The 24,357-nt window shown below is 39.4% G+C and carries 26 protein-coding genes; 8 read left to right on the top strand and 18 right to left on the bottom strand.

Translation table 11 applies throughout. The features are described from left to right. Positions 1-3 precede the first annotated feature (3 nt). Positions 4-528 carry an endolytic transglycosylase MltG gene (locus CEF22_RS18830; RefSeq protein WP_100402338.1) on the top strand — a complete coding sequence of 175 codons (525 nt, stop codon included), beginning with the start codon at positions 4-6 and terminating at the stop codon, positions 526-528. Between the two features lie 57 nt (positions 529-585). Here CEF22_RS18830 and pstB read toward each other — a convergent pair whose 3' ends face one another. The 8 genes from pstB to CEF22_RS07285 all read right to left on the bottom strand — a co-directional run bounded on the left by pstB (position 586) and on the right by CEF22_RS07285 (position 10,599). Then, the gene (gene pstB, locus CEF22_RS07320; protein WP_100402337.1) at positions 586-1,386 is read right to left on the bottom strand and encodes a phosphate ABC transporter ATP-binding protein PstB; all 801 of its coding nucleotides are present in this window, start codon (positions 1,384-1,386) and stop codon (positions 586-588) included. Between the two features lie 36 nt (positions 1,387-1,422). Beyond that, positions 1,423-2,277, bottom strand: a complete 855-nt coding sequence (gene pstA, locus CEF22_RS07315) for a phosphate ABC transporter permease PstA (protein WP_442857398.1) — start codon at positions 2,275-2,277, stop codon at positions 1,423-1,425. A gap of 36 nt (positions 2,278-2,313) precedes the next feature. Beyond that, positions 2,314-3,282, bottom strand: coding sequence for a phosphate ABC transporter permease subunit PstC (pstC, locus tag CEF22_RS07310; protein ID WP_100402335.1), 969 nt, complete (start codon positions 3,280-3,282; stop codon positions 2,314-2,316). Positions 3,283-3,347: 65 nt separating this feature from the next. After that, on the bottom strand, positions 3,348-4,328 hold the full coding sequence (locus CEF22_RS07305; RefSeq protein WP_100402334.1) for a PstS family phosphate ABC transporter substrate-binding protein: 981 nt from the start codon (positions 4,326-4,328) through the stop codon (positions 3,348-3,350). A 161-nt stretch (positions 4,329-4,489) separates the two neighbouring features. Beyond that, positions 4,490-6,622, bottom strand: a complete 2,133-nt coding sequence (locus tag CEF22_RS07300; RefSeq protein WP_100403938.1) for a peptidoglycan D,D-transpeptidase FtsI family protein — start codon at positions 6,620-6,622, stop codon at positions 4,490-4,492. 198 nt (positions 6,623-6,820) lie between these two features. Further along, a complete protein-coding gene (locus tag CEF22_RS07295; RefSeq protein ID WP_442857397.1) occupies positions 6,821-8,053 on the bottom strand; it encodes an MFS transporter in 1,233 nt (410 codons plus the stop codon). A 105-nt stretch (positions 8,054-8,158) separates the two neighbouring features. Next, positions 8,159-8,767 (bottom strand): superoxide dismutase SodA, encoded by a 609-nt coding sequence (gene sodA, locus CEF22_RS07290; protein WP_095480735.1) that lies wholly within the window; start codon positions 8,765-8,767, stop codon positions 8,159-8,161. A 197-nt stretch (positions 8,768-8,964) separates the two neighbouring features. Further along, positions 8,965-10,599, bottom strand: a complete 1,635-nt coding sequence (locus tag CEF22_RS07285; protein ID WP_100402333.1) for a Na/Pi cotransporter family protein — start codon at positions 10,597-10,599, stop codon at positions 8,965-8,967. 208 nt (positions 10,600-10,807) lie between these two features. Here CEF22_RS07285 and CEF22_RS07280 point away from each other — a divergent pair, with 208 nt between their 5' ends. The 3 genes from CEF22_RS07280 to ispG all read left to right on the top strand — a co-directional run bounded on the left by CEF22_RS07280 (position 10,808) and on the right by ispG (position 13,207). Then, positions 10,808-11,578 carry a DUF1189 domain-containing protein gene (locus tag CEF22_RS07280; protein ID WP_157843191.1) on the top strand — a complete coding sequence of 257 codons (771 nt, stop codon included), beginning with the start codon at positions 10,808-10,810 and terminating at the stop codon, positions 11,576-11,578. 109 nt (positions 11,579-11,687) lie between these two features. Beyond that, the gene (locus tag CEF22_RS07275) at positions 11,688-12,011 is read left to right on the top strand and encodes a hypothetical protein (protein WP_100402331.1); all 324 of its coding nucleotides are present in this window, start codon (positions 11,688-11,690) and stop codon (positions 12,009-12,011) included. Between the two features lie 110 nt (positions 12,012-12,121). Continuing rightward, positions 12,122-13,207 carry a flavodoxin-dependent (E)-4-hydroxy-3-methylbut-2-enyl-diphosphate synthase gene (gene ispG, locus CEF22_RS07270; protein WP_198508099.1) on the top strand — a complete coding sequence of 362 codons (1,086 nt, stop codon included), beginning with the start codon at positions 12,122-12,124 and terminating at the stop codon, positions 13,205-13,207. Positions 13,208-13,281: 74 nt separating this feature from the next. Here ispG and CEF22_RS07265 read toward each other — a convergent pair whose 3' ends face one another. Next, the gene (locus CEF22_RS07265) at positions 13,282-13,629 is read right to left on the bottom strand and encodes a DUF4190 domain-containing protein (protein ID WP_095480730.1); all 348 of its coding nucleotides are present in this window, start codon (positions 13,627-13,629) and stop codon (positions 13,282-13,284) included. Between the two features lie 156 nt (positions 13,630-13,785). Between CEF22_RS07265 and CEF22_RS07260 the strand changes: the two genes are divergently transcribed. Next, the gene (locus CEF22_RS07260; protein WP_100402329.1) at positions 13,786-14,367 is read left to right on the top strand and encodes a 5' nucleotidase, NT5C type; all 582 of its coding nucleotides are present in this window, start codon (positions 13,786-13,788) and stop codon (positions 14,365-14,367) included. 65 nt (positions 14,368-14,432) lie between these two features. Here the strand turns inward: CEF22_RS07260 and CEF22_RS07255 are convergent, their stop codons facing one another. The 4 genes from CEF22_RS07255 to CEF22_RS07240 all read right to left on the bottom strand — a co-directional run bounded on the left by CEF22_RS07255 (position 14,433) and on the right by CEF22_RS07240 (position 17,461). Then, entirely contained in the window at positions 14,433-14,846 is a 414-nt protein-coding gene (locus tag CEF22_RS07255; protein WP_100402328.1) for a Fur family transcriptional regulator, read from the bottom strand. Positions 14,847-14,861: 15 nt separating this feature from the next. Continuing rightward, entirely contained in the window at positions 14,862-15,695 is an 834-nt protein-coding gene (locus tag CEF22_RS07250; protein ID WP_100402327.1) for a metal ABC transporter permease, read from the bottom strand. Further along, positions 15,692-16,477 carry a metal ABC transporter ATP-binding protein gene (locus tag CEF22_RS07245; RefSeq protein WP_095480726.1) on the bottom strand — a complete coding sequence of 262 codons (786 nt, stop codon included), beginning with the start codon at positions 16,475-16,477 and terminating at the stop codon, positions 15,692-15,694. Before CEF22_RS07245 ends, CEF22_RS07250 begins: the two co-directional genes overlap by 4 nt. 111 nt (positions 16,478-16,588) lie before the next feature. Further along, positions 16,589-17,461, bottom strand: coding sequence for a YitT family protein (locus CEF22_RS07240; protein ID WP_094834065.1), 873 nt, complete (start codon positions 17,459-17,461; stop codon positions 16,589-16,591). 94 nt (positions 17,462-17,555) lie between these two features. On the opposite strand from CEF22_RS07240, the gene CEF22_RS07235 reads away from it, so the two are divergent. Beyond that, positions 17,556-17,810 carry a DUF2624 domain-containing protein gene (locus CEF22_RS07235; protein ID WP_094834064.1) on the top strand — a complete coding sequence of 85 codons (255 nt, stop codon included), beginning with the start codon at positions 17,556-17,558 and terminating at the stop codon, positions 17,808-17,810. A 63-nt stretch (positions 17,811-17,873) separates the two neighbouring features. On the opposite strand, the gene CEF22_RS07230 is transcribed toward CEF22_RS07235, so the two are convergent. Continuing rightward, positions 17,874-18,767 carry a deoxyribonuclease IV gene (locus tag CEF22_RS07230; RefSeq protein ID WP_100402326.1) on the bottom strand — a complete coding sequence of 298 codons (894 nt, stop codon included), beginning with the start codon at positions 18,765-18,767 and terminating at the stop codon, positions 17,874-17,876. Positions 18,768-18,860: 93 nt separating this feature from the next. After that, a complete protein-coding gene (locus CEF22_RS07225; RefSeq protein ID WP_100402325.1) occupies positions 18,861-20,183 on the bottom strand; it encodes a DEAD/DEAH box helicase in 1,323 nt (440 codons plus the stop codon). A 183-nt stretch (positions 20,184-20,366) separates the two neighbouring features. On the opposite strand from CEF22_RS07225, the gene vrrA reads away from it, so the two are divergent. Together vrrA and CEF22_RS07215 are read left to right on the top strand one after the other, a co-directional pair. Beyond that, positions 20,367-20,909, top strand: a complete 543-nt coding sequence (gene vrrA, locus CEF22_RS18825; RefSeq protein WP_100402324.1) for a VrrA/YqfQ family protein — start codon at positions 20,367-20,369, stop codon at positions 20,907-20,909. Between the two features lie 92 nt (positions 20,910-21,001). Next, positions 21,002-21,958, top strand: a complete 957-nt coding sequence (locus CEF22_RS07215; protein WP_100402323.1) for a 4-hydroxy-3-methylbut-2-enyl diphosphate reductase — start codon at positions 21,002-21,004, stop codon at positions 21,956-21,958. A gap of 75 nt (positions 21,959-22,033) precedes the next feature. On the opposite strand, the gene CEF22_RS07210 is transcribed toward CEF22_RS07215, so the two are convergent. From CEF22_RS07210 to cccA, 3 genes are all read right to left on the bottom strand, one after another. After that, entirely contained in the window at positions 22,034-23,152 is a 1,119-nt protein-coding gene (locus CEF22_RS07210; protein WP_100402322.1) for a Nif3-like dinuclear metal center hexameric protein, read from the bottom strand. Then, positions 23,149-23,856 (bottom strand): tRNA (adenine(22)-N(1))-methyltransferase, encoded by a 708-nt coding sequence (locus CEF22_RS07205; protein WP_100402321.1) that lies wholly within the window; start codon positions 23,854-23,856, stop codon positions 23,149-23,151. Before CEF22_RS07205 ends, CEF22_RS07210 begins: the two co-directional genes overlap by 4 nt. 94 nt (positions 23,857-23,950) lie before the next feature. Continuing rightward, on the bottom strand, positions 23,951-24,319 hold the full coding sequence (cccA, locus tag CEF22_RS07200; RefSeq protein ID WP_100402320.1) for a cytochrome c550: 369 nt from the start codon (positions 24,317-24,319) through the stop codon (positions 23,951-23,953). Between the last annotated feature and the right edge of the window lie 38 nt (positions 24,320-24,357).

The raw sequence follows: 24,357 nt of genomic DNA, 5'->3' as shown, positions 1-24,357 counted from the left end.
GGCATGAATAAACAAACGACAAGAGCTTTCGCAGCGGGACTATTCACTGCTTCACTAGCATTATTGTTCTATTCCCAAACGACATCTCCTCTTGAAACAACAGATAAGGAGATTATTGACAAACTAGAAAAGAAAGATTATGTTGTTTTATCAAAAGAGGAATATAATCAACAGCAGAAAACCGTCGACCAACTTCAAAAAAAAGTTGATAATCTTTCTAAAGCTAAGGAAAACAGCGATCAACTTCAGAAAAAGCCGGATGACCTTTCTAAAACTAACGAAGCAAAAGAAAAAACAGTACCCAATGAAAAAAGCAACGAGCCCTATTATACGTTACAAATTACTCCTGGCATGCCCTCTTCAGACATTGGTGAGACCCTTGAAAAAGCAGGGATCATTAAAAGCGCAGAAGAGTTCAATAGCTTCCTCACTAAAAATGACTACGCTAGAAAAATTCAAGTCGGTGAATATAAACTTTACTCGTCCATGACAATGAAGCAAATAGCTATTGTCTTAACGACTAAATAAAGTAAAGCTTTAATAAAAAAGGTTAGCAGACCAATGACTGCTAACCTTTTTTCATGCTTATCCGAATCTTCCTGAAATATAATCTTCCGTACGAGCGTCTTGAGGACTATTAAAAATAATCTCTGTATCGCTAAACTCGATGACTTCACCACTTAAGAAGAATGCGGTTTTGTCAGAAATACGAGCAGCCTGTTGCATATTGTGCGTCACAATAATAATGGAGTATCGCTCTTTTAATTCTTGGATTAATTCCTCTACTTTTAATGTTGACACTGGGTCAAGAGCTGAAGTCGGCTCATCCATTAAAATAACATCTGGTTCTAGTGCTAAACAACGCGCGATACATAAACGTTGCTGCTGACCTCCAGATAACCCGTAAGCTGGATCATGAAGGCGATCTTTTACCTCATCCCATAAAGCAGCTCCACGTAAACTTTTCTCAACCGTTTCACTAACGATTTTCTTATCTGTGATACCATGAATACGCAAGCCGAAAGCGACATTTTCATAAATTGATTTCGGAAATGGGTTTGGTTTTTGGAATACCATTCCTACTCTCGTACGTAGCTCTTCTACAAGAAAATCTTTGTTAAAGATGTCACGTCCACGATATTCAATAACCCCAGTAGTTTTCACACCTGGCACAAGGTCAATCATTCGATTAAGCGTTTTAATATACGTTGATTTCCCACAACCAGAAGGTCCGATAATCGCTGTAACTTCTTTCTCATTAATGTCTAAATTAATATTTTTCAAGGCATGATGATCACCATACCAAAGATTACAATTTTTCGTACTGTACACAGCTTTGCTTTCGTTAGCTGCTTTCTGTTTACCTTTCACTACCTCTAGTGCCATTGATTTTCCCTCCAATTAGTTTTGCTTCAGTATGAGTTAATATCTTTGTTGATAACGATTTCGAATCCAAACAGCGACAGAATTCATCAAGATCAAAATGATAAGAAGAATGATAATACCAGCTGCAGCTAATAAATGGAATTCCTCTTGTGGTCTACTCGTCCAGTTATAAATTTGCATCGGTAAAGCTGTAAACTGGTCAAAAACAGACATAGGTAAAAAGGCAACAAATGTCGGAATCCCAATAACTACAAGCGGAGCTGTTTCTCCGATCGCTCTTGAAAAGGATAAGATACTTCCCGTTAAGATACCCGGAAGAGCTGATGGAAGAACCACTCGTAAAATCGTTTGCCACTTTGTAGCCCCAAGCCCAAAGGACGCTTCTTTCAACTCGTTTGGTACTGCCCGAATCGCCTCTTGTGAAGCAACAATAATTACTGGTAGAATCAACAAACTCATTGTGAATCCTGCGGCTAATATACTGTTGCCAAGGAAAAACATACGGACAAAAATCGTTAATCCTAATAAACCGAAAACAACAGATGGTACACCAGCAAGATTGGAAATGTTCATTTGAATCCATTTAGTCATTCGATTCTTCTTCGCATATTCCTCAAGATAAATAGCGGCACCTACACCTAACAAAGTAGAAACAGGAACAACGACCGCCATCATCCAAAGTGTTCCGACCAACGCTGCTTTAATTCCAGCTTGTTCTGGGCGCCTCGAAGCGAAATTCGTCATGAAATCCCATGATAGATGAGCAGCTCCTTGTGAGAAAATTCGAACAAGAAGAACGACTAAAATGATGGATGTAAAAACTGTTGCTGCAAAGAAAATTCCTTTATACAAGTTATTCTTCATAAGACGTGTAGGAATATTTCCTACCATTTCATCTGTATTAATCCCTTTTTGGACGTTTTGCATTTAATATTCCTCCCTAAAACGCTTAGAGATGCGCTGAGCTAAAACATTCATAGCCAATGTAAAAATAAATAAAGTAAAACCGACAGCATAAATACTGTAATAAATCGTTGTACCAAATCCTGCATCACCTGTGCTTACTTGAACAATGTAAGATGTCATTGTTTGTAAAGAAGCTGTCAAATCTAGTGAAGCAGTAGGAGTAGATCCTCCTGCGATGGTTACGATCATCGTTTCACCGATGGCACGAGAAATGGCTAATACAATGGAAGCAAGAATCCCTGATAAAGCAGCTGGCATTGCTACTCTCCAAGTTGTTTCCCACTTCGTTGCTCCAAGCGCTAAAGATCCTTGACGTACAGCTTGAGGAACAGATGAAAGGGCATCTTCTGAAAGAGATACAATCATCGGAATAATCATAATCCCTACAACAATCCCTGGACTAATTGCATTAAACATTTCCACTGAAGGGAAAATAGATCGCAATAAAGGAGTGACAAATGTTAGGGCAAAGAAACCATAAACAATGGTAGGTACACCTGCTAACACCTCTAAAACTGGCTTCATGATTTTTCTAACTGTGTCTGAAGCATACTCACTTAAATAAATAGCTACACCTAAACCAATCGGTACCGCTGTTAATGAAGCGATAGCTGTGATTTTTAGCGTTCCGATTACCAATGGCAAAATACCATATGTGGCTTCCGATTCAGAGAATGGATACCATTCTTTTGCAGTAAAGAACTCAACTAACGAAATGTCACGAAAAAAAGTAAATGTCTCAAAAATCAATGTAAATACAATACCAATAGTTGTTAATACAGATACAGCAGCCATAATAAATAGTACGACTGGAATAATCTTTTCACTTCTGTTCAAAAAACCGCTGTTATATTTTTTCTCAAGCAATTCTTGAACTGGGCTCATTTTCTTCTCGACTGTTTTCAAAATGAATACTCCCTTCAACCCCATAATAAGGTGGAAAGCGGAGTCGCTTTCCACCTTACGGAATAATAATCCTCTATCCGCTTAAAAAATTATTTCTTTAATCCTTCTAATGTTTCTAATGCTTTTGTATATTTTTCCTCTGGAAGCTTCACGTAACCAACTTCTTCTGATAATGCACCTGCATTTTCAAGAGTAAATTTCACGTAGTTATATACCGCTTCATCTTCCGCTACAGCTTTGTTAGATACATATGTGTATAGTGGACGAGATAATGGCGCATATTCTCCACTTTCAATTGTTTCGTTTGTCGGTTCAACCGCACCTTTACCGCCATCAACTGGAACCACTTTTAAGTTATCTTTATTTTCTAAGTAGTATGCATAACCGAAGTAACCAATCGCATTTTTATCGCCTGTTACACCTTGTACAAGTACGTTGTCATCTTCAGACAAAGTAGCTGCTTTATCGATTTGCTGTTCTTCTAAGATGACTTCATCAAAGTAATCAAATGTACCAGAATCTGTACCAGGAGAGTATAATTTGATTTCTTCTTCTGGCCATCCTTCACGGATATCAGACCATTTCTTCGCTTTGCCAGTATCTACCCACATTTTTTGTAATTCTTCGATTGTTAGGTGATCTACCCAGTCATTATCCTTGTTCACTACTATTGAAAGACCGTCAAACGCAAGCTCGAATTCAGTGAAATCAATTTTCTTCTCTTCTAAAGACGCTTTCTCTTCATCTTTAATTGGACGAGAAGCATTACTTAATTGAGTTTCTCCTGCGATAAATTTTTCAAATCCGCCGCCAGTTCCAGAGAAACCAACAGTTACTTTTACATCAGGTTGCTCCATCATAAACTCTTCAGATACAGCTTCCATGATTGGATAAACAGTAGAAGATCCGTCAACTTGAACGTTACCTTGTAGCTGCTTATCTGTTTCGCCCGCTTGCTCAGTGTTTTCTTTCTTTGGCTCTTCTCCACCTGTGCCGCCACTGTTACATGCACCTAATACTAAAGCAGATCCAAGCATAGCAGATACAGCAAGAACTTTTACTGGTTTCATTTCTAATTTCCCCCTAAAAAATGTTTGTTTTTGTTTTTTGCTACAGTACACAGATTAACGAAGGAGTATTAATTCCGTTTTAACGTAATGTTAAGCTTTTGTAAATGATCCGCTTTTCATACAAAAAAACACCCGATTTTTCCTAAAATCGGGTGTTTTTGCTATTCTTCTTCTGTATTTTTCTTATCATTTTTCAACTGTATATCTTGTTCAACGACCACATCAGCTGTTTCGTTCTTCATTCTTTCTGCTTTCAATTCGAAATATTTATCAAGAATTCTTCTACCAATCACATTATTGATCGAAGACTTTCCTTTCCCTTCATATACCCAAGGAACGACCACTGAAAAAGCGACTTCCGGGTTATCATAAGGGGCATAACCAGCAAGCGTTACATTCCATGTCATTGGCAGTTGTTGACCATTTTTTATAAATTGTTCACCTTTTGGACCATCATATACTCCTTCAGCTGTCCCTGTTTTTCCAGCAGGATTATATGGGGCAGAGGCAAAATACTTCTTCGCTGTTCCTTGTGATCCACTCATCACCATTCGAAAACCTTGTTGTACACGTTCGATCTCATTAGAAGTGACATCAAGTCGATTTAATACTTCCGGTTGAATTTCCTTCACAACTGAACCAATTTTATTTGTTTCCTTCGCTGGTTCACGAATTTCTTTCACAATATGCGACCGCATCCGGTAGCCACCATTCGCAATCGTAGCGGCATATTGCGCTAACTGTAGCGGTGTATACGTATCAAATTGTCCGATGGAGAAATCAAGTATTTTTCCAGGCTCAGAAAGGTTGATTTTCCCTTGAAATCCGACTTGCTCATTTGGTAAATCAATTCCCGTAGGCACACCGAGACCGAATTGACCAAAATGGCGTCGCATCGTTGTAAAGCCATCTTCTAAATTAAGTTTCAAACTCGAATTGGGAATATATTTACCTCCAGCAATTTCCATCGCTGTTTTAAACATGTAAACGTTAGAAGATTTCATTAATGCAGATTTTTCGTCCATCCATATTTTTCCGCCATTTCGGTTAAACCAGGAGCTTTTCTTAGGTGTAGATTTCATGATTAACGGTTCATCAGCAATAGGCTGACCTGGTTCGTTCACACCAGTCATAAACCCTGTTAACACCGTTGCCCCCTTCACAGCCGACCCCATCGCATAAGAAGTCGTCATATTACCAAGCGCAAAATCAAGCATTTCCGTCTTGCCATTATTCGTTTCAATTTTCTTTCCAGACATCGCAAGGATTTCTCCTGTATTAGGGTCCATCATCGTCACAAATGCGCGATCAAGAAAGTGGCGACCATAGCCCGCTTTCTCTCTTCTTAATTCTTCTTCAACAATTTGATCGACTGCTTGTTGCAGCTCCATATCGATCGTTAATATTAAGTCATTTCCACGTTGACCTTCACGAATAACTTCAGAATCCAATATATTTCCAGACTTATCGGTAATATTTTTCACTTTTGTTTTCTGACCGCGAAGCATATCCTCATATTGATATTCAATGTAACTTTTCCCTACACGATCATTTCGACTATAGCCTCTTGACGTATAATAGTCGACCATTTCTTTCGGCAATCCTTCCTTAGAAGAAGAAATATTACCAAGTACTGTCTTTAACGTATTATCATACACATAAGAACGTTCCCAATCTGTCGTTGTATTCACACCAGGCAAGGAGCCTAAATTCTCACTAACTACCGCATATTCCTCTTCCGTCACATCTTTATTTTTGACGATTTGTGGCGTCATTGCGTATCCAGTAGTAAACTCACGATAGATCGCCAATATTTCTAACTCTTCATCCGTCAATTCTTTTAAATCATCTTCCGTAATACGATCAATTTGCATTTGATAAATTTGCTTCTCATCAATTTCGCCTTCTTTAAGTTGGGCCCATTCCTTTTCTGTAATTTTCGCTTTTCCTTCTTCCGCATACTTCATTAACCAGAAATCTTTTTTATCACGCTCTGTCACTTGATCCGTTTCTTTCTCAATCAACTCGGCCAGTTTCATCGCTGTTTTGAGCATGTCTTCTTGCTTTGCGCCTTTCGCTCGCGTGTACGTAATCGCATTTTGTGGCACGTTATCGACAACCACTTTTCCATCTCGATCAAACATCTTCCCTCTTGGTACGCTTGCATTCACGGTTACGTCTTCTGTCCGTTCTATTTTCCTTTGATAATCTTCCCCCTGAACAATTTGTACAATTCCCAGTCTGAAAATTAATAGAGAAAAAAGCAAAAAGACAGCGAAGAACATCATGTTCATTCGCAAAGGGACATGCGTCTTCCTTTTTTTCTTTGTCTTTTTCAACTGTCACAACCCTCTCCAGATCATTCTTTTTTATACTCTTTATTTTAACGAAGTTTGTCCGTTTTTTCTACTGATAGCTACGGGAAACTTTCTTCCACATATTATGACAAGAATCAACAAAACCAAGCTGTAAAAATGCTCTCACTCATTTTTTTAATGAGTAGCGACTTTCGTTGAGTGAGAACGAACCTGTCGAATACAAAAATAGATCATGCTATGCCCTGCTCCTAAAACGACAAGGAGAATCGGAATACTTTTTTGTTGATCAAAAAAAAGAATAGCTGCAATAAAGGAGAGAATAGAGGTAATTCTGCCGGCATTAAGAAAGATTTCTCGCAAAACGATATATTCAACTCGTCGTTCAGCAGCCTTCTTCCCTTGACCGATGACATCATACGTCATTGATAAATACGGAACGAGCAGAAAAGGATATGCGATGGCGATCACAGCCGCATAAATCAACAATCTTGCATAAGTAGGCTCAGGCATGATAATAAACAAGGAAAAAAAGAGCAGCAGACCACCAGTCAAAATCACTCGCTTTCGATGCTCTTTTTTGATCACTTTTGAAGCTAATGTATAGCTGATAAACGAAATACCAGAGTACACGAGACCGTACATACCTAGAGCTAATTCACTATTGGTTGCCAAAAAGACAAACACAGAAATAATAAAAACGAATACCCCTTCTCGTAACCCTTGAAAAAAATGAGCGATAGTAATGCGACGCCAATCCGCATTCCACTTTCTTTCGTTCCAAACAGGTGAAAGGAGAAAACGTCCTTTGGCACATCTTCTTTTTAAGAAAAAACTAAAGATGACTGCGACAATAAAACCGCCTAGCGATAAACCAAATACAATGAAATATCCCGTCGTTGAAGCAAAACGACTAATAATAAAACCAGCTAGTATTGGACCAACCATTCCCCCAGCTGAAAATAATGTCCCAAAAAAGCCGTTAAAAAAATCTCTTGTCTCAGGTTCTGTAATTTCAAACGTTAATACATTAAAGGCTAACCAATAAAAGCCGTAGCCCGCACCAAGCAGAAGACCTAATAAGATCAGCCAATTAGATGCTTGTTCCCCAAACGAAAGCACCGCTAAATAAAAAAGACCAAGAATCGTAATACCAGCCCTTAACACAATAACACGGTCTACCTTTTTGGCACATTTCCCAGCAATAAAAAAGGCCACCGGCTGAATCGCTACCACTGATAAATTATAAATGGCAAGATCGATAAACCGGCCCGACTGCTTCCAAAGATATATATTAACAAACGTGTTTGATAAGGCAACGCTCAGGGAATACAAGCCACCAATAATAAGTAAAATAATTAAATCTTTCGTTACATCTAAATGACCGTACCACTTTTTGATCACCACAATATGTATCCCCCTTTCTCACTTATGTTTTGGAGAAAAGAGCTTAGTTATACAACAAAAAAAGACAAGCCATGATTACATGACTTGTCCCATTCATTTATAAAATGATTATTTTGCTTCGTTAAAACGCTTTGCTACTTCATCCCAGTTCACAACATTCCAGAACGCTTGAATGTAATCTGGACGGCGGTTTTGGTAGTTTAAGTAGTACGCATGCTCCCAAACATCAAGACCAAGAATTGGCGTTTTACCTTCCATTAATGGAGAGTCTTGATTTGGTGTGCTTGTTACTTCTAACTCGCCGTTATTTACAACAAGCCATGCCCAACCAGAACCGAAGCGACCTGCAGCTGCTGCTGCAAATTCATCTTTAAATTTATCTAAGCTACCGAATTTGCTGTTGATTGCATCAGCTAATTCAGCTGTTGGCTCACCGCCACCATTTGGAGATAAAAGCTGCCAGAATAAAGAGTGGTTTGCATGTCCACCACCATTATTGCGCACAGCTGTACGAACCGCTTCTGGAAGAGCATCAATGTCAGCAATTAGTTCTTCAACTGATTTGCTTGCAAGATCATCATGACCTTGAAGTGCTTCGTTTAATTTTGTTACATATGTGTTATGGTGCTTCGTATGATGGATATTCATTGTCTCCTTATCGATATGAGGTTCTAATGCGTCATATGCATAAGGTAATTCTGGTAATTGGAATGCCATAATAAATTCCTCCTATGTAGGTGATTTTTTTCTAGTCTTTCATTATTTAGATTACCAAAATAACGAGGCTCTTTCAATTATTAAACCCTATTGATTTAGTAAAAATCATCAAACTTTCTATAAAAAAGAGATCTAACCTTATCATCGTACGACAGATAAAGATTAGACCTCTTATTAAACAAGCTATGGATTAACCATTACAACCCTCTAATACCAAGAACTGCCTCAGCAACATTCACCGCATGATCGCCCATTCTCTCAAGGTTGCTAATAATATCAACAAACACAATGCCCGCTTGCGCCGTACAAGCGCCTTCTGTTAAGCGTAAAATGTGCTGCTTACGCAGTTTCCGCTCCATTTTATCGATTAGATCTTCATTGGCAGCAACTTCACGAGCTAGTTGTAAATTATTTTCATCAAGGGCTTGAATCGATTTGTTAACCGTATCGATCGTTAATTTAAACATTTCCTCAAGCTCAGACATTGCCTGATCAGTAATTTTCACTTTATTTGTTTGTTGATAATCAACAAGTTCTAAAATATTTTCGGAGTGGTCACCAATTCTCTCAATATCACGGACCGTGTCCATTAATAAAGAATGTCTCTCTGATTCAGCATCAGACAATGAAGCACCTGATAAATCAATTAAATAATCTGTAATTTTTTTATCTAAAGTATTTAATGAATCTTCAATTTGAGTCGCTCTGTCCGCATGCTTTTGCTGCTTTGTTTTTAAATATTCATGCGTCTCTTCCATCCCTTTAACAGCAATTTGCCCCATGTTAATCACTTCTTCCTTCGCTTGACCAAGAGCGATTGAAGGAGACTGCTCAATAAAAATAGGATCGAGATGTTTCGCCTTATATTCAAAAATAGCATCTTCACCAGGAATTAATTTCGTTACAATCATAGCTAACACGCCAACAAATGGCAATTGAATCATCGTATTCGTAACGTTAAATGTACCATGCGCAAAAGCAATCGTCATTTTCGGATCTAAATTAAGTGTAACACTTAAATACTCAATAAATTGTGTAAATAAAGGTAAAATAAGCAAGAAGATTGTCGCCCCGATTAAGTTAAATAGAACATGTGTAGCAGCTGCTCTTCTTGCCGCAACAGATGCCCCAATCGATGCTAATACAGCAGTAATCGTTGTTCCGATATTGTCCCCAAATAAAACTGGCATAGCTGCTTTTAAATCGAGCAAGTTTTCTGCAAATAAACTTTGTAAAATCCCAATCGTTGCACTAGAACTTTGGACAATAACTGTAAAGACTGTACCTACAACTACTCCTAAAACAGGATTTGTACTCATATTGACCGTCAATTCGTGGAAAGATTCCAATTCACGCAAAGGCTTCATTCCACTACTCATAAGCTCTAGTCCATAAAAGAGGGCTCCAAAGCCAAAGAAAATCATTCCAAGATTGTGGATTCGTTTACTTTTAAAGAAGAAAATAAAAATGGCTCCAAGTGCTAATATAGGTAAAGCGTATTCTCCTACGTCAATCCCGATAATGAAAGCAGTAACCGTTGTCCCGATGTTCGCTCCCATAATAACACCAATCGCTTGCTTTAACGTCATAAACCCAGCACTTACAAGTCCAACAGTAATTACGGTAGTAGCTGAACTACTTTGAATCAAAATCGTTACTAATACCCCCGCTAAAACTCCCATAAATGGGTTCGTAGTGAAACGATCCAGAATGTCTCGAAGTCGGTCTCCAGCTGATTGCTGCAGTCCGTCTCCCATTAACTTAATTCCGTACAAAAATATACCTAGTCCACCTAAAAACTGAAAGAGCATTTCCTGGACATTGATTTCCATTTCTCCAACTCCTAATTAATTTAATTCGACAAAACTTGCTAACCCTCTACAATTATTAATAAATTATAAGTGAAATGTAAATAACCTAAACTTAAAATTTACAATTCGTTAACATAAGTACAGTTTTATTACATTTATGTTACAAAAAATGAATAGTGGCTTTCTTCACTAAGTTTTCATACAATGGATTCATAAGGAGGCAACTATCTTGAATATTTTTCAACAATTCATCAAAAGCTTATATTCCCCTAAACATATTGGCTTTTTTCGTTTTCAAGGAATCGGGCAAACGATCAGCTATGTGTTTTTTGTCATGCTCATTTCTTGTTTACCCTTCATCGTTTATTTTACCCATATCGCAACAAGCGGATTAGGGGACTTGCAAATGGCTATTAAAAAGGATCTCCCTTCATTTCTCATTGAGGATGGTGTGTTAACTTCCTCTACTAAAACAAAAGTTGTTCAACGTGGCGAGACAGAAATCATTTTTGATCCTTTAAGTACTGTTTCAGCCATCGACATGCAAAACAAAGACCAAGCAGTAGGTCTTTTGAAAAATGAAATCGTCCTATCCGTTAATGGACAAACGCAATCTTTCCCTTACCTTTTCCCTACTGCTAAAAGTGTGACAAACGAGCAAATCGTTTCATACATCGACACATTGCAATCTTATTTAGTTATTTTTCTGCCGATACTATTTATTACTTATTATTTATTTGTTTCGGCTATTGGATTTATGAAAGTCTCGATCTTCGCTGCCGTAGGATCATGGATGAATAAAGGGCTGAAAAGAAAAATCGAGTATCGTCACAGCTTTCGGATAGCTTCCTATGCGATTACACCATCCATTGTCGTCATGACGATGATTGATTTCGCACACATCCAGTTTTCTTATAGCTTTTTACTAGACTGGCTACTAACGATCATCGTGATATATTTTGCGATTCGAACAATTCCGCTTCCAAAATCTAAAGCATAACGAACAATAGCTGAGGTGATTCCTAGAACAACATATGGGATCGCCTCAGTTTTTATTATGTTCATTTATTGTTAGGACAAGCATATATTGAGAATAAAGGAGGGAGAATGTGAAGAATTTTATCTTTTTTATCATTTTACTAATGGTATTAGCTGGCGCCTGGAATGATTTAACGCGAGGTTCCCTTCCGAAAAAAGACCAATCCGTTATTCATGAAAAAGAGCATTCTCCTGTAACTAACACCTCGATCCCTTCTCAAACGGTCAAAATGAAAAGCGGGGACACCGTTCTATCTATTTTAGAAGAAATACACGACGGAAAGTTGCCCGTTGACATTGCTCAAGCCGTCAACGATTTCAGTCGGTTAAACGAAGGAATCGCCCCTGAGAAAATCCAAATTGGCCAATCCTATCAATTTCCAGTTTATGAATAGACATTTTGACTAGCCATTTTCTTGTCATCTATGTTCAAGTACTGGTACAATTACTTATTGAAAAAGCTTTTTATTAGATCTTATAAAGGAGCGAATCACCCTTGAGTGAAATCACCCATCGTTCAAATACCCGTCCCGTTAAAGTTGGCGATTTAACTATTGGCGGAAGTAATGAACTATTTATTCAAAGTATGACGACAACAAAAACTCACGATGTCGAAGCCACAGTCAAAGAAATTCATCGCCTGGAAGAAGCAGGCTGTCAAATCGTTCGCGTCGCTTGCCCAGATGAACGTGCTGCTGATGCCATTGCTGATATAAAAAGACAAATTAACATTCCATTAGTGGCCGATATTCATTTTGATTATAAACTCGCCTTAAAAGCGATTGAAGGCGGCGTGGATAAAATCCGAATCAATCCGGGTAATATTGGGCGCCGAGAAAAAGTGGAAGCCGTTGTCAATGCGGCTAAAGCAAAAGGCATTCCGATTCGAATCGGTGTCAATGCCGGAAGCTTAGAGCGAAAAATTTTAGAAAAGTATGGTTACCCTACCGCAGATGGTATGGTGGAAAGCGCATTACACCATATTAAAATCTTAGAGGATCTAGACTTTCATGACATTATCGTTTCCATGAAAGCATCAGATGTAAATCTTGCCATTGAAGCGTATGAGAAAGCGGCTCGTGCATTCGATTACCCACTGCACCTCGGCATCACTGAATCCGGTACGCTATTTGCTGGTACGGTCAAAAGTGCGGCTGGTCTCGGAGCAATTTTAAGCAAAGGCATCGGAAATACATTACGTATTTCTTTAAGTGCCGACCCCGTTGAAGAAGTGAAAGTGGCAAGAGAGTTATTAAAATCGTTCGGACTATCCTCGAACGCAGCAACATTAATTTCATGTCCGACTTGTGGACGCATTGAAATTGATTTGATCAGTATTGCCAATGAAGTCGAAGAATATATCCAAAAAATTAAAGCACCGATTAAAGTAGCCGTTCTTGGATGTGCCGTAAACGGTCCAGGAGAAGCTCGTGAAGCCGATATTGGCATCGCTGGTGCAAGAGGCGAAGGATTATTATTCCGCAAAGGAAAAACAGTTCGAAAAGTACCAGAGGAAACGATGGTGGAAGAATTGAAAAAAGAAATTGACAAAATCGCCGAAGAATATTTACAAAATCAAGAAGTGAAATAAATTTCAGTGTAGAAAAGAAGCCGTCTCATAAGTAGTTGAGACGGCCCTTTTCTGCTCCTTTTTCAAACATCATCTTAGAAAAACGGAAGAACGAATAAACCAACTACAAGAGCGACAACACCGATTCCAATCGCCCATGCTCCAAGCCCTTCAGATCCCCTTCTTCTAGCCATGAAGCCTAACACGACACCGATGGCTCCAAATAAGACAGGAAGCATGAAGAGCGCAAGAATAGAGGAAATTAAGCCCGAATAACCAAGTCCGCGTCCTCCCTCCCCTTCCTGAACACCTCTGTCTACTTCTTCAGAAACGTCATTTCGTGGAAAAGGAATAGGCTCAGCCAGTTCTGCAGCAGTTTCTTCTCGCATAGGCCTCATATCTGTGTCATTCACAAAGCGATTCTTATCATTGGTTTCATCCATCACTGTTCATCCCCCACTTTCACAATTTGAAGGAGCACTGTTATTGTTTACGAGAAGTAAAAATTTATTCAAAGCTACCCGTTAATGCGGGATAACAATCCTCGTAAAAATATGTTACACTTTGAGGAACAGTGAACAAAGTAAGGAGCAAATGCAATGAAACAAAAACGTTTTGGTATCGATATTGACGGAACTGTTACGTGTCCCACTAGCTTAGTTCCATTTATTAATCAAGATTTTTCCATGAATATAACGTTAAACGATATAAAAAAATATGATTTATCAGAGGCTCTTAATATTCCTGCCGACCGCTTTCGTCACTGGTTTGACGAGCGTGAACCCGTCATTTATGAGAGCTCGCCCATTGCACCAGGCGCCAAGGAAGTACTAGATAGCTGGAAGCAACAATTTGAATTATTTTTTATTAGCGCTAGAAGAAACCATCTGCAATATATTACAGAAAAATGGTTTCAAGAACACAACCTTCAATATGATCATATCGAACTAACTGGTTCACATGACAAAATTAAAGCGGCTAAAAAATATCAAGTCGATATTTTCTTTGAAGACAAGCATGATAATGCGGTAAGTATTCATGAAGAGCTTAATATTCCCGTCATGTTATTTAACACACCTTATAATCAAGATCCTGTCCCAAAAGGAGTCATTCGGGTAGACAACTGGGCGCAGGCGCAACAATGGGTGCAAAACTGGTATAATCATTCTCTAACCTATTAAAAAAAGCTAAAAATCCTGATTCTTCCATTCAACAACGGAAGAATCAGGATTTTTGATTCTGAAGATTAGGATGCCTTGCAGTTCGGGCAAGTTCCATAAATTTCAAATTTATGTCCTGAGATATCATACTCATTCAATTCATCGATATGGTCCATCGGGCATAGATGAATCTCTTTCGTTTTCCCGCATACCATGCAGATGAAATGATGATGATGCTTCGCATGAGAGCAAGTAAAACGAAAATGACGCTCGCCAGATAGTTCCGTTTCCTCAAGAATCCCCATGCTCACAAACAAAGCCAAATTTCGATAAATTGTATCGAAGCTAAGACCTGGATAATCAACTTTCATATCCTCAAGCACATCTTTTGCGGTTAAATATTTATCTTCTCTAGCAAACAAAGAAAGCATCTCTTCTCTCTTTCCCGTCTGCTTATACCCCTTTGTCTTTAAAAGCTCCATTGCCTGAGTTAAATTCATTCTATTCACCCCATATTAAAATTGCTTGCTCAACTTTTTCAACGAAATGACTAGTAACAAAATCAATATTGAAGCGACAACAATTGTCCCTCCTGGTGCTAAATCTAAATAGTACGCACTAACAAGCCCTGACACAACCGCAATCTCTCCAAAGATAATTGAGAAGAAAATCGTCTGCTTAAACCCTCTAGCCACCCTCATACTTGCAGCTACAGGTAATGTCATTAAAGCAGATACTAATAACACTCCGACAATTCGCATCGAAGCAGCAATCACGAGCGCCACAAGCACAATAAAAACAAAATGGATCGATTTAGCAGCGATCCCCGATGCCTTGGCATGCTCTTCATCAAAGGAAAGCAAAAATAACTCCTTATACAATAAAAAGACCGTTGCAATGACAAACAGGCTAATCACAATAATAACGATTAAATCATTATGGCTAACGGCACTGACGCTTCCAAACAAATAACTGAATAAATCGGTATTAAAGCCTTCAGCAAGCGAAATGAAGATAACACCGATCCCAATTCCACCAGATAAAATAATCGGAATCGCTAATTCTTGATAATGCCTATATACTGTACGAAGTCGCTCAATTAACAAAGAACCGAATACCGAAAACACCATGCCAACATAAAGCGGATTTAACCACGTAAGAGCAAACTTTTGCCCAAAATATAAACCCGCTGCAATCCCAGCAAGCGTCACATGGCTAAGAGCATCGGCAATGAGCGACAGCCTTCTCACCACAATAAACGCGCCAAGCAAAGGAGCAATGATCCCGATAATGATTCCTGTAATAAAGGCATTTTGCAGAAATTCATATTGTAAAATAGCTTCAATCATTGACTGTCCTCCTTATGGTCATGGTCGTGATGATGCTCTAGCAAGTGAATCCCATGCCCATATAACTTAGACAGATCCGATTCATCTAAATGTTTAAATTGCGTCATGCTACCATGAAAATGAAGATATTTGTTTAAGCAAGCCACATGCGTCACTTGATCGCTAACAATCCCGATATCATGCGTCACCAGTAACAAAGTAATCCCCATCTCCTTATTTAAATACGACAGCATTTCATAGAAGGATTGAACATTTTTTGAATCAACCCCAACAGTCGGTTCATCAAGAATTAAAATTTCAGGCTTTGAGACAATCGCTCTGGCAATAAACACTCGCTGCTGCTGTCCACCGGAAAGTTCACCGATATTACGGTATAAAAACGGCTCCATTCCTACCGCTTTAACCGCTTCAAATACTTCTTGCTTTTCTTTACTACCTGCCTTACGAAACAAGCCAAGCTTTTTGGTTAAACCACTTGCTACTACTTCAAATACGGTCGCAGGAAATCCTGTGTTGAAAGAGTTCGCTTTTTGTGACACGAATCCGATCTTATCCCAGCTTTTAAACTGGCGTTGAGGCGTGCCGAAAAGAAAAATTTCCCCTTCTTTTACTTTTAACAGCCCTAAAATTAATTTTAAGAGCGTTGATTTCCCCGAACCGTTTGGACCTACTAAACCTAAAAATGCCCCTCTAGGGACAGATAATTGAATGTTTTCCAATACATTATCACGGTCATAGCTGTAGGATACGTCTTTTATTTCAATGATAGGTGATTGATTCATTGAAATTTCTCCTTTATAAGAATGATTACGATTTAAGAACAAATTGAAGTATACAGGATTTCAATGAAAAAGTAAACCGGAACCGCTTCGAAAAACGGTTCCGGCCTATTTTTAATGAATGGCTGACTTAAAACGAGCCCCATGCGTTTCTTGCGTATTCATAATCGTTAAAAAGGCATTGGGATCGATATCGGTAATGATATTTTTTAACTTCATCACTTCAAGCCTAGTGACAACGACATAAATCACATCTTTATCCGCATCCGTGAAGCCACCTTTTCCTTTCAGCTTTGTCGTTCCGCGTCCCAATCGATGCAAAATCGCATCAGACACTTCATCATAGTGGTCAGACACGATAATGCAGGCTTTCGTTTCTTCTAGCCCTTGCAACACCGTATCAATCGCTTTAAACGCAATATAATAGGTCATAACAGAATACATCGCATTTTCTGGTCCGAACACAAATGCAGCCCAAGTAAAGATGAAAATATTAATAAACATGACAAATTCACCAACCGAAAACGGCAACTTTTTCGTCATTAAAATCCCCAAAATTTCTGTTCCATCAAGCGTTCCGCCATGTCGGATGACAAGCCCTACTCCTACTCCTAAAATCAATCCACCAAATACAGAAGCTAACACCGGTTCTGTCGTAAATGGATCAAAATGATGCAACTGACTTTCGATCGCTGCAAGACAAACAATGCCAAATAGTGAAGAAAACATAAACGTTTTACCGATCTGTTTATAACCAAAATATAAGAACGGAATATTTAGTACGATAACAAATGTAGAGAAGGAAAATAAAGGATGATCAATTAAGTAACTTAAGATCAGTGAAACCCCGATAATTCCACCATCAATAATATTATTGGGGACAAGAAATAATTCGATAGAAATTGCTGCAAGTGCCGCTCCTAAAAAGACAAGTGCTAGGCGATAAATTAAATGAGTCGGTTTTTCTTTTTTGTGTTGTTTTGGCATATCATCATTCCTTTTATTATTATTTTTGTTACAAATTCACTCATCCCTTCTATTCCTCATACATTTATAAAGAAGAGAAAAGGAGTGACGGACAGTGAAACTTGTTCAGCATTTAATCAATCAAAGAGCTCAAACTATTACAGCAGATGAACTAATGAAATATGCAAGAGGGTTAAGTATTTCATTGAAGCAAGAGGAAGCAGAGAAAATTGCTGGCCAACTGCGCAGGAAAAAAATTGATTTATTTAATGATGGAGAAAGAATTCAATTATTGAAGGACATCGCTCGCATTACCAATGAACAAACAGCGCGAAAGATTAATAGACTATTTTCTATGTTTCAACCATGAGCACGACGATCCATCCGGCAGCGTCTATCGTTGATTAGGCACTGCCGGATGTTCATCGTTGTCTTACGGAGCAATGATTTTATCCCTTACTTCCGGATCGAATATTTTTGATCGTAGCATTTCAATTTCAAAGCGATAAGGTGGTTTACTCGTCTTCTTGTCTTCACCAACATAAGGTGTTTCTAATATTTTAGGAACCTCTGTTAATTGCGGATGGTGAACGATGTATTGAAGTGCATCAAATCCGATGTGCCCAAATCCAATGTTTTCATGGCGGTCTTTTCTTGCGCCTCGTTCATTTTTGCTATCGTTAATGTGAAGAACTTTTAATCGATCGAGCCCCACAGTGCGATCAAATTGATCCAACACACCATCGAAATCGTTCACGATATCATAACCAGCATCATGAGTATGGCATGTATCGAAACAAACGGACAACTTCTCATTTAAATGAACACCGTCTATGATCATCGCCAGTTCTTCAAAAGAAATCCCACACTCCGATCCTTTTCCAGCCATCGTCTCTAAAGCAATTTGTACATCGTCGTCTTTCGTTAATACTTCGTTTAATCCCTCAACAATTTTTTGAATACCAGCTTCTGTGCCAGCACCAACATGAGCGCCTGGGTGAAGAACAATTTGTTTGGCACCGAGCGCAGCCGTCCGATCGATTTCTGTGCGCAAAAAGTTGACTCCTAACTCAAATGTATCAGGATTTTTTGTATTAGCAATATTAATAATATAAGGGGCATGAACAACGATATCGACCATGCCATGCTCTTTCATATGGAACTGGCCTTTATCAATATTCAAGTCTTCTATCTTCTTTCTTCTCGTGTTTTGCGGTGCCCCCGTATAAATCATAAAAGTATTCGCTCCGTAAGAAGCTGCTTCCTCGCTGGCACCTAACAACATTTTCTTACCGCTCATCGACACATGAGAACCAATTTTCAACATACGTACCTCTCCTTTACCCTAACTTTATTGTACTAAAGATTGCATGATTTATCAGCAAAAAAGGTCTGCAAAAGCAGACCTTTCCTTTTTAAACTACTTTTTATTATTGCCTCGTTTTGATTCTAATCGGCGCTCACGCTTTTTAAATTGAGTCATTTCTCGTTGCATTTTCTTCTTATAGCCTGGCTTGACTTTCTTCGGTTTTCGAACGATCGATTTCGCTTTTTGATCAATGCTATCTTCCGTTTTTTCTCTTTTCTTTCGTTGGTTACGATCTTTCACTTCGATCCATTCGCCTTGACGAATATCAGCATGAGTAAATGTGATGCCGATTTTCTCTAGACGAACGAGCGCATCCTCATCACTCGGTGTGTAAATGGTCGCACAAATTCCTGAGAATCCTGCACGAGCTGTTCGACCAGCACGGTGAACGTAAAAGTCAAGATCGCGTGGAAGCTCGTAATTGATAACATGGCTCACGCCTTCAATATCAATTCCTCTAGCCGCTAGATCCGTCGCTACGATGTATTGATAGTCAAGCTCACGAATTTGCTTCATCACTCTTTTGCGATCTCTCGGTGACATACCGCCATGAATGCGCCCAACTTTCAAGCCTTTTTCTATGAGAGCATTCGCCACTTCATCCGCTTTTTGCTTCGTATTCGTAAATACAACAGCTAAATAAGGGTTATAAGCGGTTAACATCTCATGAAGAAGATCCATTTTTTCCCGACTTTTCTTGGATACTAATACATGATTAATATTTTCAGCTGAAATATGCTTCGGTTGAATATGAACATATTCAGGATTCTCCATGTATTTCTTTAAAAACGGCTTTAATTTCTCTGGAATCGTTGCTGAGAATACAAGTATTTGTAGCTGTTCAGGCATTCTACTTGCGACTTGGTCAACATCGACAATAAATCCCATATCGAGCATTAAATCCGCTTCATCAATCACAAGCATGGACGCACGATGGACAAATAATGCTTGCTCTTTGATCAGGTCATTAATTCGCCCTGGTGTACCAACGATAATTTGCGGTTGCGTCTTTAACTTATCAATATCGCGCTGCTTATCCGTTCCACCCATATAGCAACGAGCTGTGATCTCCTCTTCAGAAAAATTAATCATTTTCAGAATTTCTTTATAAATTTGATCAGCTAATTCTCTCGTTGGCGCTGTAATAACGGCTTGGACTTCTTTTTTTGCTGGATTGATCTTTTCAAGAATAGGCAGGATATAAGAATGCGTCTTCCCCGTTCCTGTTTGAGATTGTCCGATGGCACTTTCCCCTTTTAAAATAAGCGGGATCATTCTTTCTTGAATTTCAGTTGGCTCATAAAAACCTAATTCTTCAATTCCTTTATTTATAAACGGTCGAAAACCATATGATTCAAATCGTTGTTTTGTCAATATTGACACTCCTTTTGGCTCAAAACAAGCCTTTTTCTCCATTCTGTATCTTATACTAAAAGCGCTGATAAATCAAAGCTTTGTCAAATATTTTTTCTACCCTCTTGACTACTAAACCTTTTCTAGTTTGTCTGCATACAATATAAAAGAATAAATAATTGCAATGAAAGGACTGAAAACTATATGCCTCCGTTTCCACCTAGGCCACCACAACAGGCGCCTTTCTTTTATGGACCAATGATGAGGCCTTATCCAACTAATCGTGTTCCCCTCTCACCACAGAGAACGGGAGGAAGAGGAGGGCGAGGACTCGGGCTCCTTGGCCGCCTACTGAATCGACAAGGCCCATCTACTATGCCATTCACCGGCTTTGAACGACAGGGAATACTCAGAGCAGGATCTGCCACTGCTCAACAATTGGCGAACCCTATGAACTTTCAGCAAATGCTCTCCAATACTCAGCAAGTATTACAAACAATGCAACAGATGGGCCCGATTATCGAACAATATGGCCCATTCGTTAAAAATTTACCGACAATGTGGAAGTTATATCGCGGATTAAAATCACTTCCAGATGCTGAAGCTGAAGCTGAAAATATCGAAACAGCAAAAGAGGTCAATGAAGAGGCAATCGAGAACAAAGAAGTGGTCACTCCCGAAGATGGAGAAATACAAACAAGTGAGCAACCAAAAGATAGCACTTCGAAACCGAAACTTTACATCTAACATAGCCCTTTCCTTTTCATGATGGGCTCCCTCCTATATAATACAGTTGTAGTAGCTTTTACTCCGAAAAATATTATAGGAGGATTTTTTTCATGGATATTATTAAAATTGCCCCAAGAGGATATTGTTATGGTGTTGTCGATGCGATGGTCATCGCTCGCAACGCCGCTTTAGATAAAAGCTTGCCTCGCCCGATTTATATACTCGGAATGATCGTTCATAACCAGCATGTCACAGATGCATTTGAAGAAGAAGGAATCATCACGATCGACGGGAAGAACCGCAAAGAAATTTTAGAGAAAGTCGATAAAGGTACGGTCATCTTCACTGCACATGGCGTTTCTCCTGAAGTACGAGAACTGGCGAAGCAAAAAAACTTAGTGACCATTGACGCCACTTGCCCAGATGTCACGAAAACACATGACTTGATCCGTGACAAAAAAGCGGAAGGGTACGTCGTCATCTATATTGGGAAGAAAGGGCATCCCGAACCAGAAGGAGCCGTCGGTGTCGCTCCTGATATTGTACACTTAGTGGAAAAACCAGAAGATGTAGCAGAACTGACCATCACTAATGAAAAAATCATTGTCACTAATCAAACGACGATGAGTCAGTGGGATGTTGCAGATATTATGGACAAAATTAAAGAAAAATACCCACACGCTGAAATGCATAAAGAGATTTGTTTAGCTACTCAAGTTCGTCAAGAAGCGGTCGCCGAACAAGCGGGCGAAGCGGATTTATTACTCGTCGTGGGTGACCCTAAAAGCAATAACTCCAATCGCCTAGCCCAAGTATCAGAAGAAATCGCCGGAACGAAAGCCTTTCGGGTAGCGGATGTATCGGAAATCCAACTCGAATGGCTAAATGATGTCGAAAAAGTTGCCATCACAGCAGGCGCCTCGACACCAACACCGATCGTCAAAGAGGTCATTCAATTCCTTGAAGGCTTTGACCCAAACGACGAAAGCACATGGACACGAGAAAGAAAAGTACCTTTAAATAAAATTTTACCAAAAGTGAAACGCTCAACGTTAACTTCACGCTAACGAGTATTTGACGGCATAAAATTAAAGTCGTCCAGAAAGATATTTATCCCTCTTTCTGGACGACTTTTTTTAAACTTATAAAAATGTAAAAGGATCGGTATGAACCGAAGAAGCAATAAACTCGACGTTCAACCCTTTGCTATCCGCTAGCTCCTTCAGTTTTATCGCCGTCCCTTTCTTCATCACTTTCTCAACGTTATGCCCTGGGTCAACGACGTTCAATCCAGCTGCCATCGCATCATGAGCTGTATGATAGTAAAAGTCGCCTGTAACGTATACATCTGCGCCTTTAAATTTAGCTGATTGGAAATATTTATTCCCATCTCCACCTAGCACAGCGACTTTCTTCACTTGATCGGTTAACTCCCCGACGACACGTACCCCATTAACATCTAATTTTTCTTTGACGAATTCAGCAAATTGACGAAGAGACATTGCCTCCTTCAGCTTTCCTACTCTTCCAAGTCCTAACGTTTCGCCTTTATTTCCTAATGGATAAATGTCATAAGCGACTTCTTCATAAGGATGGGCTTTTAACATCGCTGAAAGCACCTTTTTCTCCATGCTTTCAGGATAAATCGTTTCAATCTTCACTTCGGCCACTTCTTCAAGTGTACCCGCTTGTCCGATATAAGGGGTAGCTTCAGCGCTTGGCTGAAAACGTCCCGTCCCTTGCGAGGAAAAGGAGCAATGACTATATTCACCGATAAAACCCGCTCCAGCGGCTCCTAGCGCTTCTCTCACAGCTGTTTCATGAGTTTCTGGTACAAACACCGCCAATTTCTTCAAACCGTCCTCAAACGTTGGCACAAGCACTTCTGTTCCCTCTAGCTCAAGCGCTTCCGCTAAAAGATCGTTCACTCCGCCTTTAGCAACATCTAGGTTCGTATGAGCGGCATACACAGCAATCTCGTGTTTGATTAGCTTTTCAATCATTCTTCCAGCGGGTTCACTCGTTACAATCGATTTCAACGGGCGAAAGATGATCGGGTGATGAGCAATGATTAATTGCACATCGTTAGCGATCGCTTCATCCACCACATCTTCTAACACATCAAGTGCCACAAGAACTCGTTCAACCGGTTTGTTTAATCGACCGATTTGCAAACCGATTTTATCGCCTTCCATTGCATACTTTTTCGGTGAAAATTGTTCAAATAGCTGAATGATTTCATGACCATTGGCCGTTTTCATTCAATCGCCTCCTTAATCAAATTCAATTCATGAAGAACTTGCTGCCTCTTGTTTGCAACCGCTTCTCCGTCTTCTGCCTTCTTTAAATTTTCTAAAACAAGCTCTAGCTGACTAGCTTCGCGCTGCCATTTCTTTAAAAACGCCTCATTTTTTTCTTCCATCAAAAATGGCCCTAACAATAGTTGCTGTGCTTGATTCGCTTCATAAGGCTTGAAGGGATCTCCTTTTTCTGCTGTTAACACCTCATATATCTTCCCGTCTTCTTCCATAATCATTTCAGCAATTAGTTCCCATTCATTCGCCAGTAACCATTGGCGAATATTGATCCCGCTAATATTCGGCTGAAGTACGAGACGCTTCACCCCTTCAAGCTTCGCCTTTCCCTCTTCCAAAATAGAGGCGATTAGGGTGCCTCCCATCCCGGCGATGGTGATACATTCCACTTCGCCAGGAACAATGACCTCAAGACCATTTCCTTTTCGAACATCGATCCATTGTTCTAGCCCTGCCTCCTGCACTTGCTGTTTCGCCGCCTGAAAAGGACCTTCTACGACTTCTCCCGCCACTGCTTTCGTGACAATTCCTGTTTTTACTGCATAACAAGGTAAGTACGCATGATCCGATCCAATATCCGCTAAAGTTGATTGATTTGGAATTTGATTCACTACAGTTGTTAATCGTTTCGATAGTTGATTGATATTCATTATGTCACCACTTTGCTTTTCTTTTCGTATCTAGTGTAAACAACTTCAGTTGATAAAAAAAGTTCTTTGCACTAGGCAAAGAACTTTCCTTAAATTATTTAATTTCGCTAAGCCAATCAGCCATTGCATCAGCATTTTCAGCCGGAACAAGTCCTGGTGGCATTGCACCACGGCCATTAACTAAAACATCTTTAAGTTCATCTTTTGATAGCTTTTCGCCAACACCTGTTAGTGCTGGACCAGCTCCACCTTCATAGTTGCCACCGTGACAGCCCACACATGATTGCTTGTAATGGCTTTCAGCATCGAACTCTCCACCAGCAGTTTCTTCGGTTTTCTCTCCGCCTTCTTTTTCTTTTGCCATCTCTTTAGAACTACTAAGTCCTTCTAGTGACAAGAAGAAAACTAGACCTAATCCAAATACCATAATTAATAAAAATGGAATAACCGGATTACGATTCATTTCTTACCCTCCCTTATGTATACGTATAACAAATAGAA

Origin of the sequence: Bacillus sp. FJAT-42315 (assembly GCF_002797375.1) — a bacterium.
Classification (GTDB): domain Bacteria; phylum Bacillota; class Bacilli; order Bacillales; family Domibacillaceae; genus Bacillus_CE.
This window is presented reverse-complemented; position numbering and strand designations above follow the sequence as displayed.

What these genes read in the sequence shown, in the direction of transcription:
- CEF22_RS18830 (WP_100402338.1), top strand. Translation starts at nt 4, where the DNA reads ATGAATAAACAAACGACAAGAGCTTTCGCAGCGGGACTATTCACTGCT.
- pstB (WP_100402337.1), bottom strand. Translation starts at nt 1,386, where the DNA reads ATGGCACTAGAGGTAGTGAAAGGTAAACAGAAAGCAGCTAACGAAAGC.
- pstA (WP_442857398.1), bottom strand. Translation starts at nt 2,277, where the DNA reads ATGGTAGGAAATATTCCTACACGTCTTATGAAGAATAACTTGTATAAA.
- pstC (WP_100402335.1), bottom strand. Translation starts at nt 3,282, where the DNA reads ATGGGGTTGAAGGGAGTATTCATTTTGAAAACAGTCGAGAAGAAAATG.
- CEF22_RS07305 (WP_100402334.1), bottom strand. Translation starts at nt 4,328, where the DNA reads ATGAAACCAGTAAAAGTTCTTGCTGTATCTGCTATGCTTGGATCTGCT.
- CEF22_RS07300 (WP_100403938.1), bottom strand. Translation starts at nt 6,622, where the DNA reads ATGAACATGATGTTCTTCGCTGTCTTTTTGCTTTTTTCTCTATTAATT.
- sodA (WP_095480735.1), bottom strand. Translation starts at nt 8,767, where the DNA reads ATGGCATTCCAATTACCAGAATTACCTTATGCATATGACGCATTAGAA.
- CEF22_RS07285 (WP_100402333.1), bottom strand. Translation starts at nt 10,599, where the DNA reads ATGGAAATCAATGTCCAGGAAATGCTCTTTCAGTTTTTAGGTGGACTA.
- CEF22_RS07265 (WP_095480730.1), bottom strand. Translation starts at nt 13,629, where the DNA reads ATGGATGAAACCAATGATAAGAATCGCTTTGTGAATGACACAGATATG.
- CEF22_RS07260 (WP_100402329.1), top strand. Translation starts at nt 13,786, where the DNA reads ATGAAACAAAAACGTTTTGGTATCGATATTGACGGAACTGTTACGTGT.
- CEF22_RS07255 (WP_100402328.1), bottom strand. Translation starts at nt 14,846, where the DNA reads ATGAATTTAACTCAGGCAATGGAGCTTTTAAAGACAAAGGGGTATAAG.
- CEF22_RS07250 (WP_100402327.1), bottom strand. Translation starts at nt 15,695, where the DNA reads ATGATTGAAGCTATTTTACAATATGAATTTCTGCAAAATGCCTTTATT.
- CEF22_RS07245 (WP_095480726.1), bottom strand. Translation starts at nt 16,477, where the DNA reads ATGAATCAATCACCTATCATTGAAATAAAAGACGTATCCTACAGCTAT.
- CEF22_RS07240 (WP_094834065.1), bottom strand. Translation starts at nt 17,461, where the DNA reads ATGCCAAAACAACACAAAAAAGAAAAACCGACTCATTTAATTTATCGC.
- CEF22_RS07230 (WP_100402326.1), bottom strand. Translation starts at nt 18,767, where the DNA reads ATGTTGAAAATTGGTTCTCATGTGTCGATGAGCGGTAAGAAAATGTTG.
- vrrA (WP_100402324.1), top strand. Translation starts at nt 20,367, where the DNA reads ATGCCTCCGTTTCCACCTAGGCCACCACAACAGGCGCCTTTCTTTTAT.
- CEF22_RS07215 (WP_100402323.1), top strand. Translation starts at nt 21,002, where the DNA reads ATGGATATTATTAAAATTGCCCCAAGAGGATATTGTTATGGTGTTGTC.
- CEF22_RS07210 (WP_100402322.1), bottom strand. Translation starts at nt 23,152, where the DNA reads ATGAAAACGGCCAATGGTCATGAAATCATTCAGCTATTTGAACAATTT.
- CEF22_RS07205 (WP_100402321.1), bottom strand. Translation starts at nt 23,856, where the DNA reads ATGAATATCAATCAACTATCGAAACGATTAACAACTGTAGTGAATCAA.
- cccA (WP_100402320.1), bottom strand. Translation starts at nt 24,319, where the DNA reads ATGAATCGTAATCCGGTTATTCCATTTTTATTAATTATGGTATTTGGA.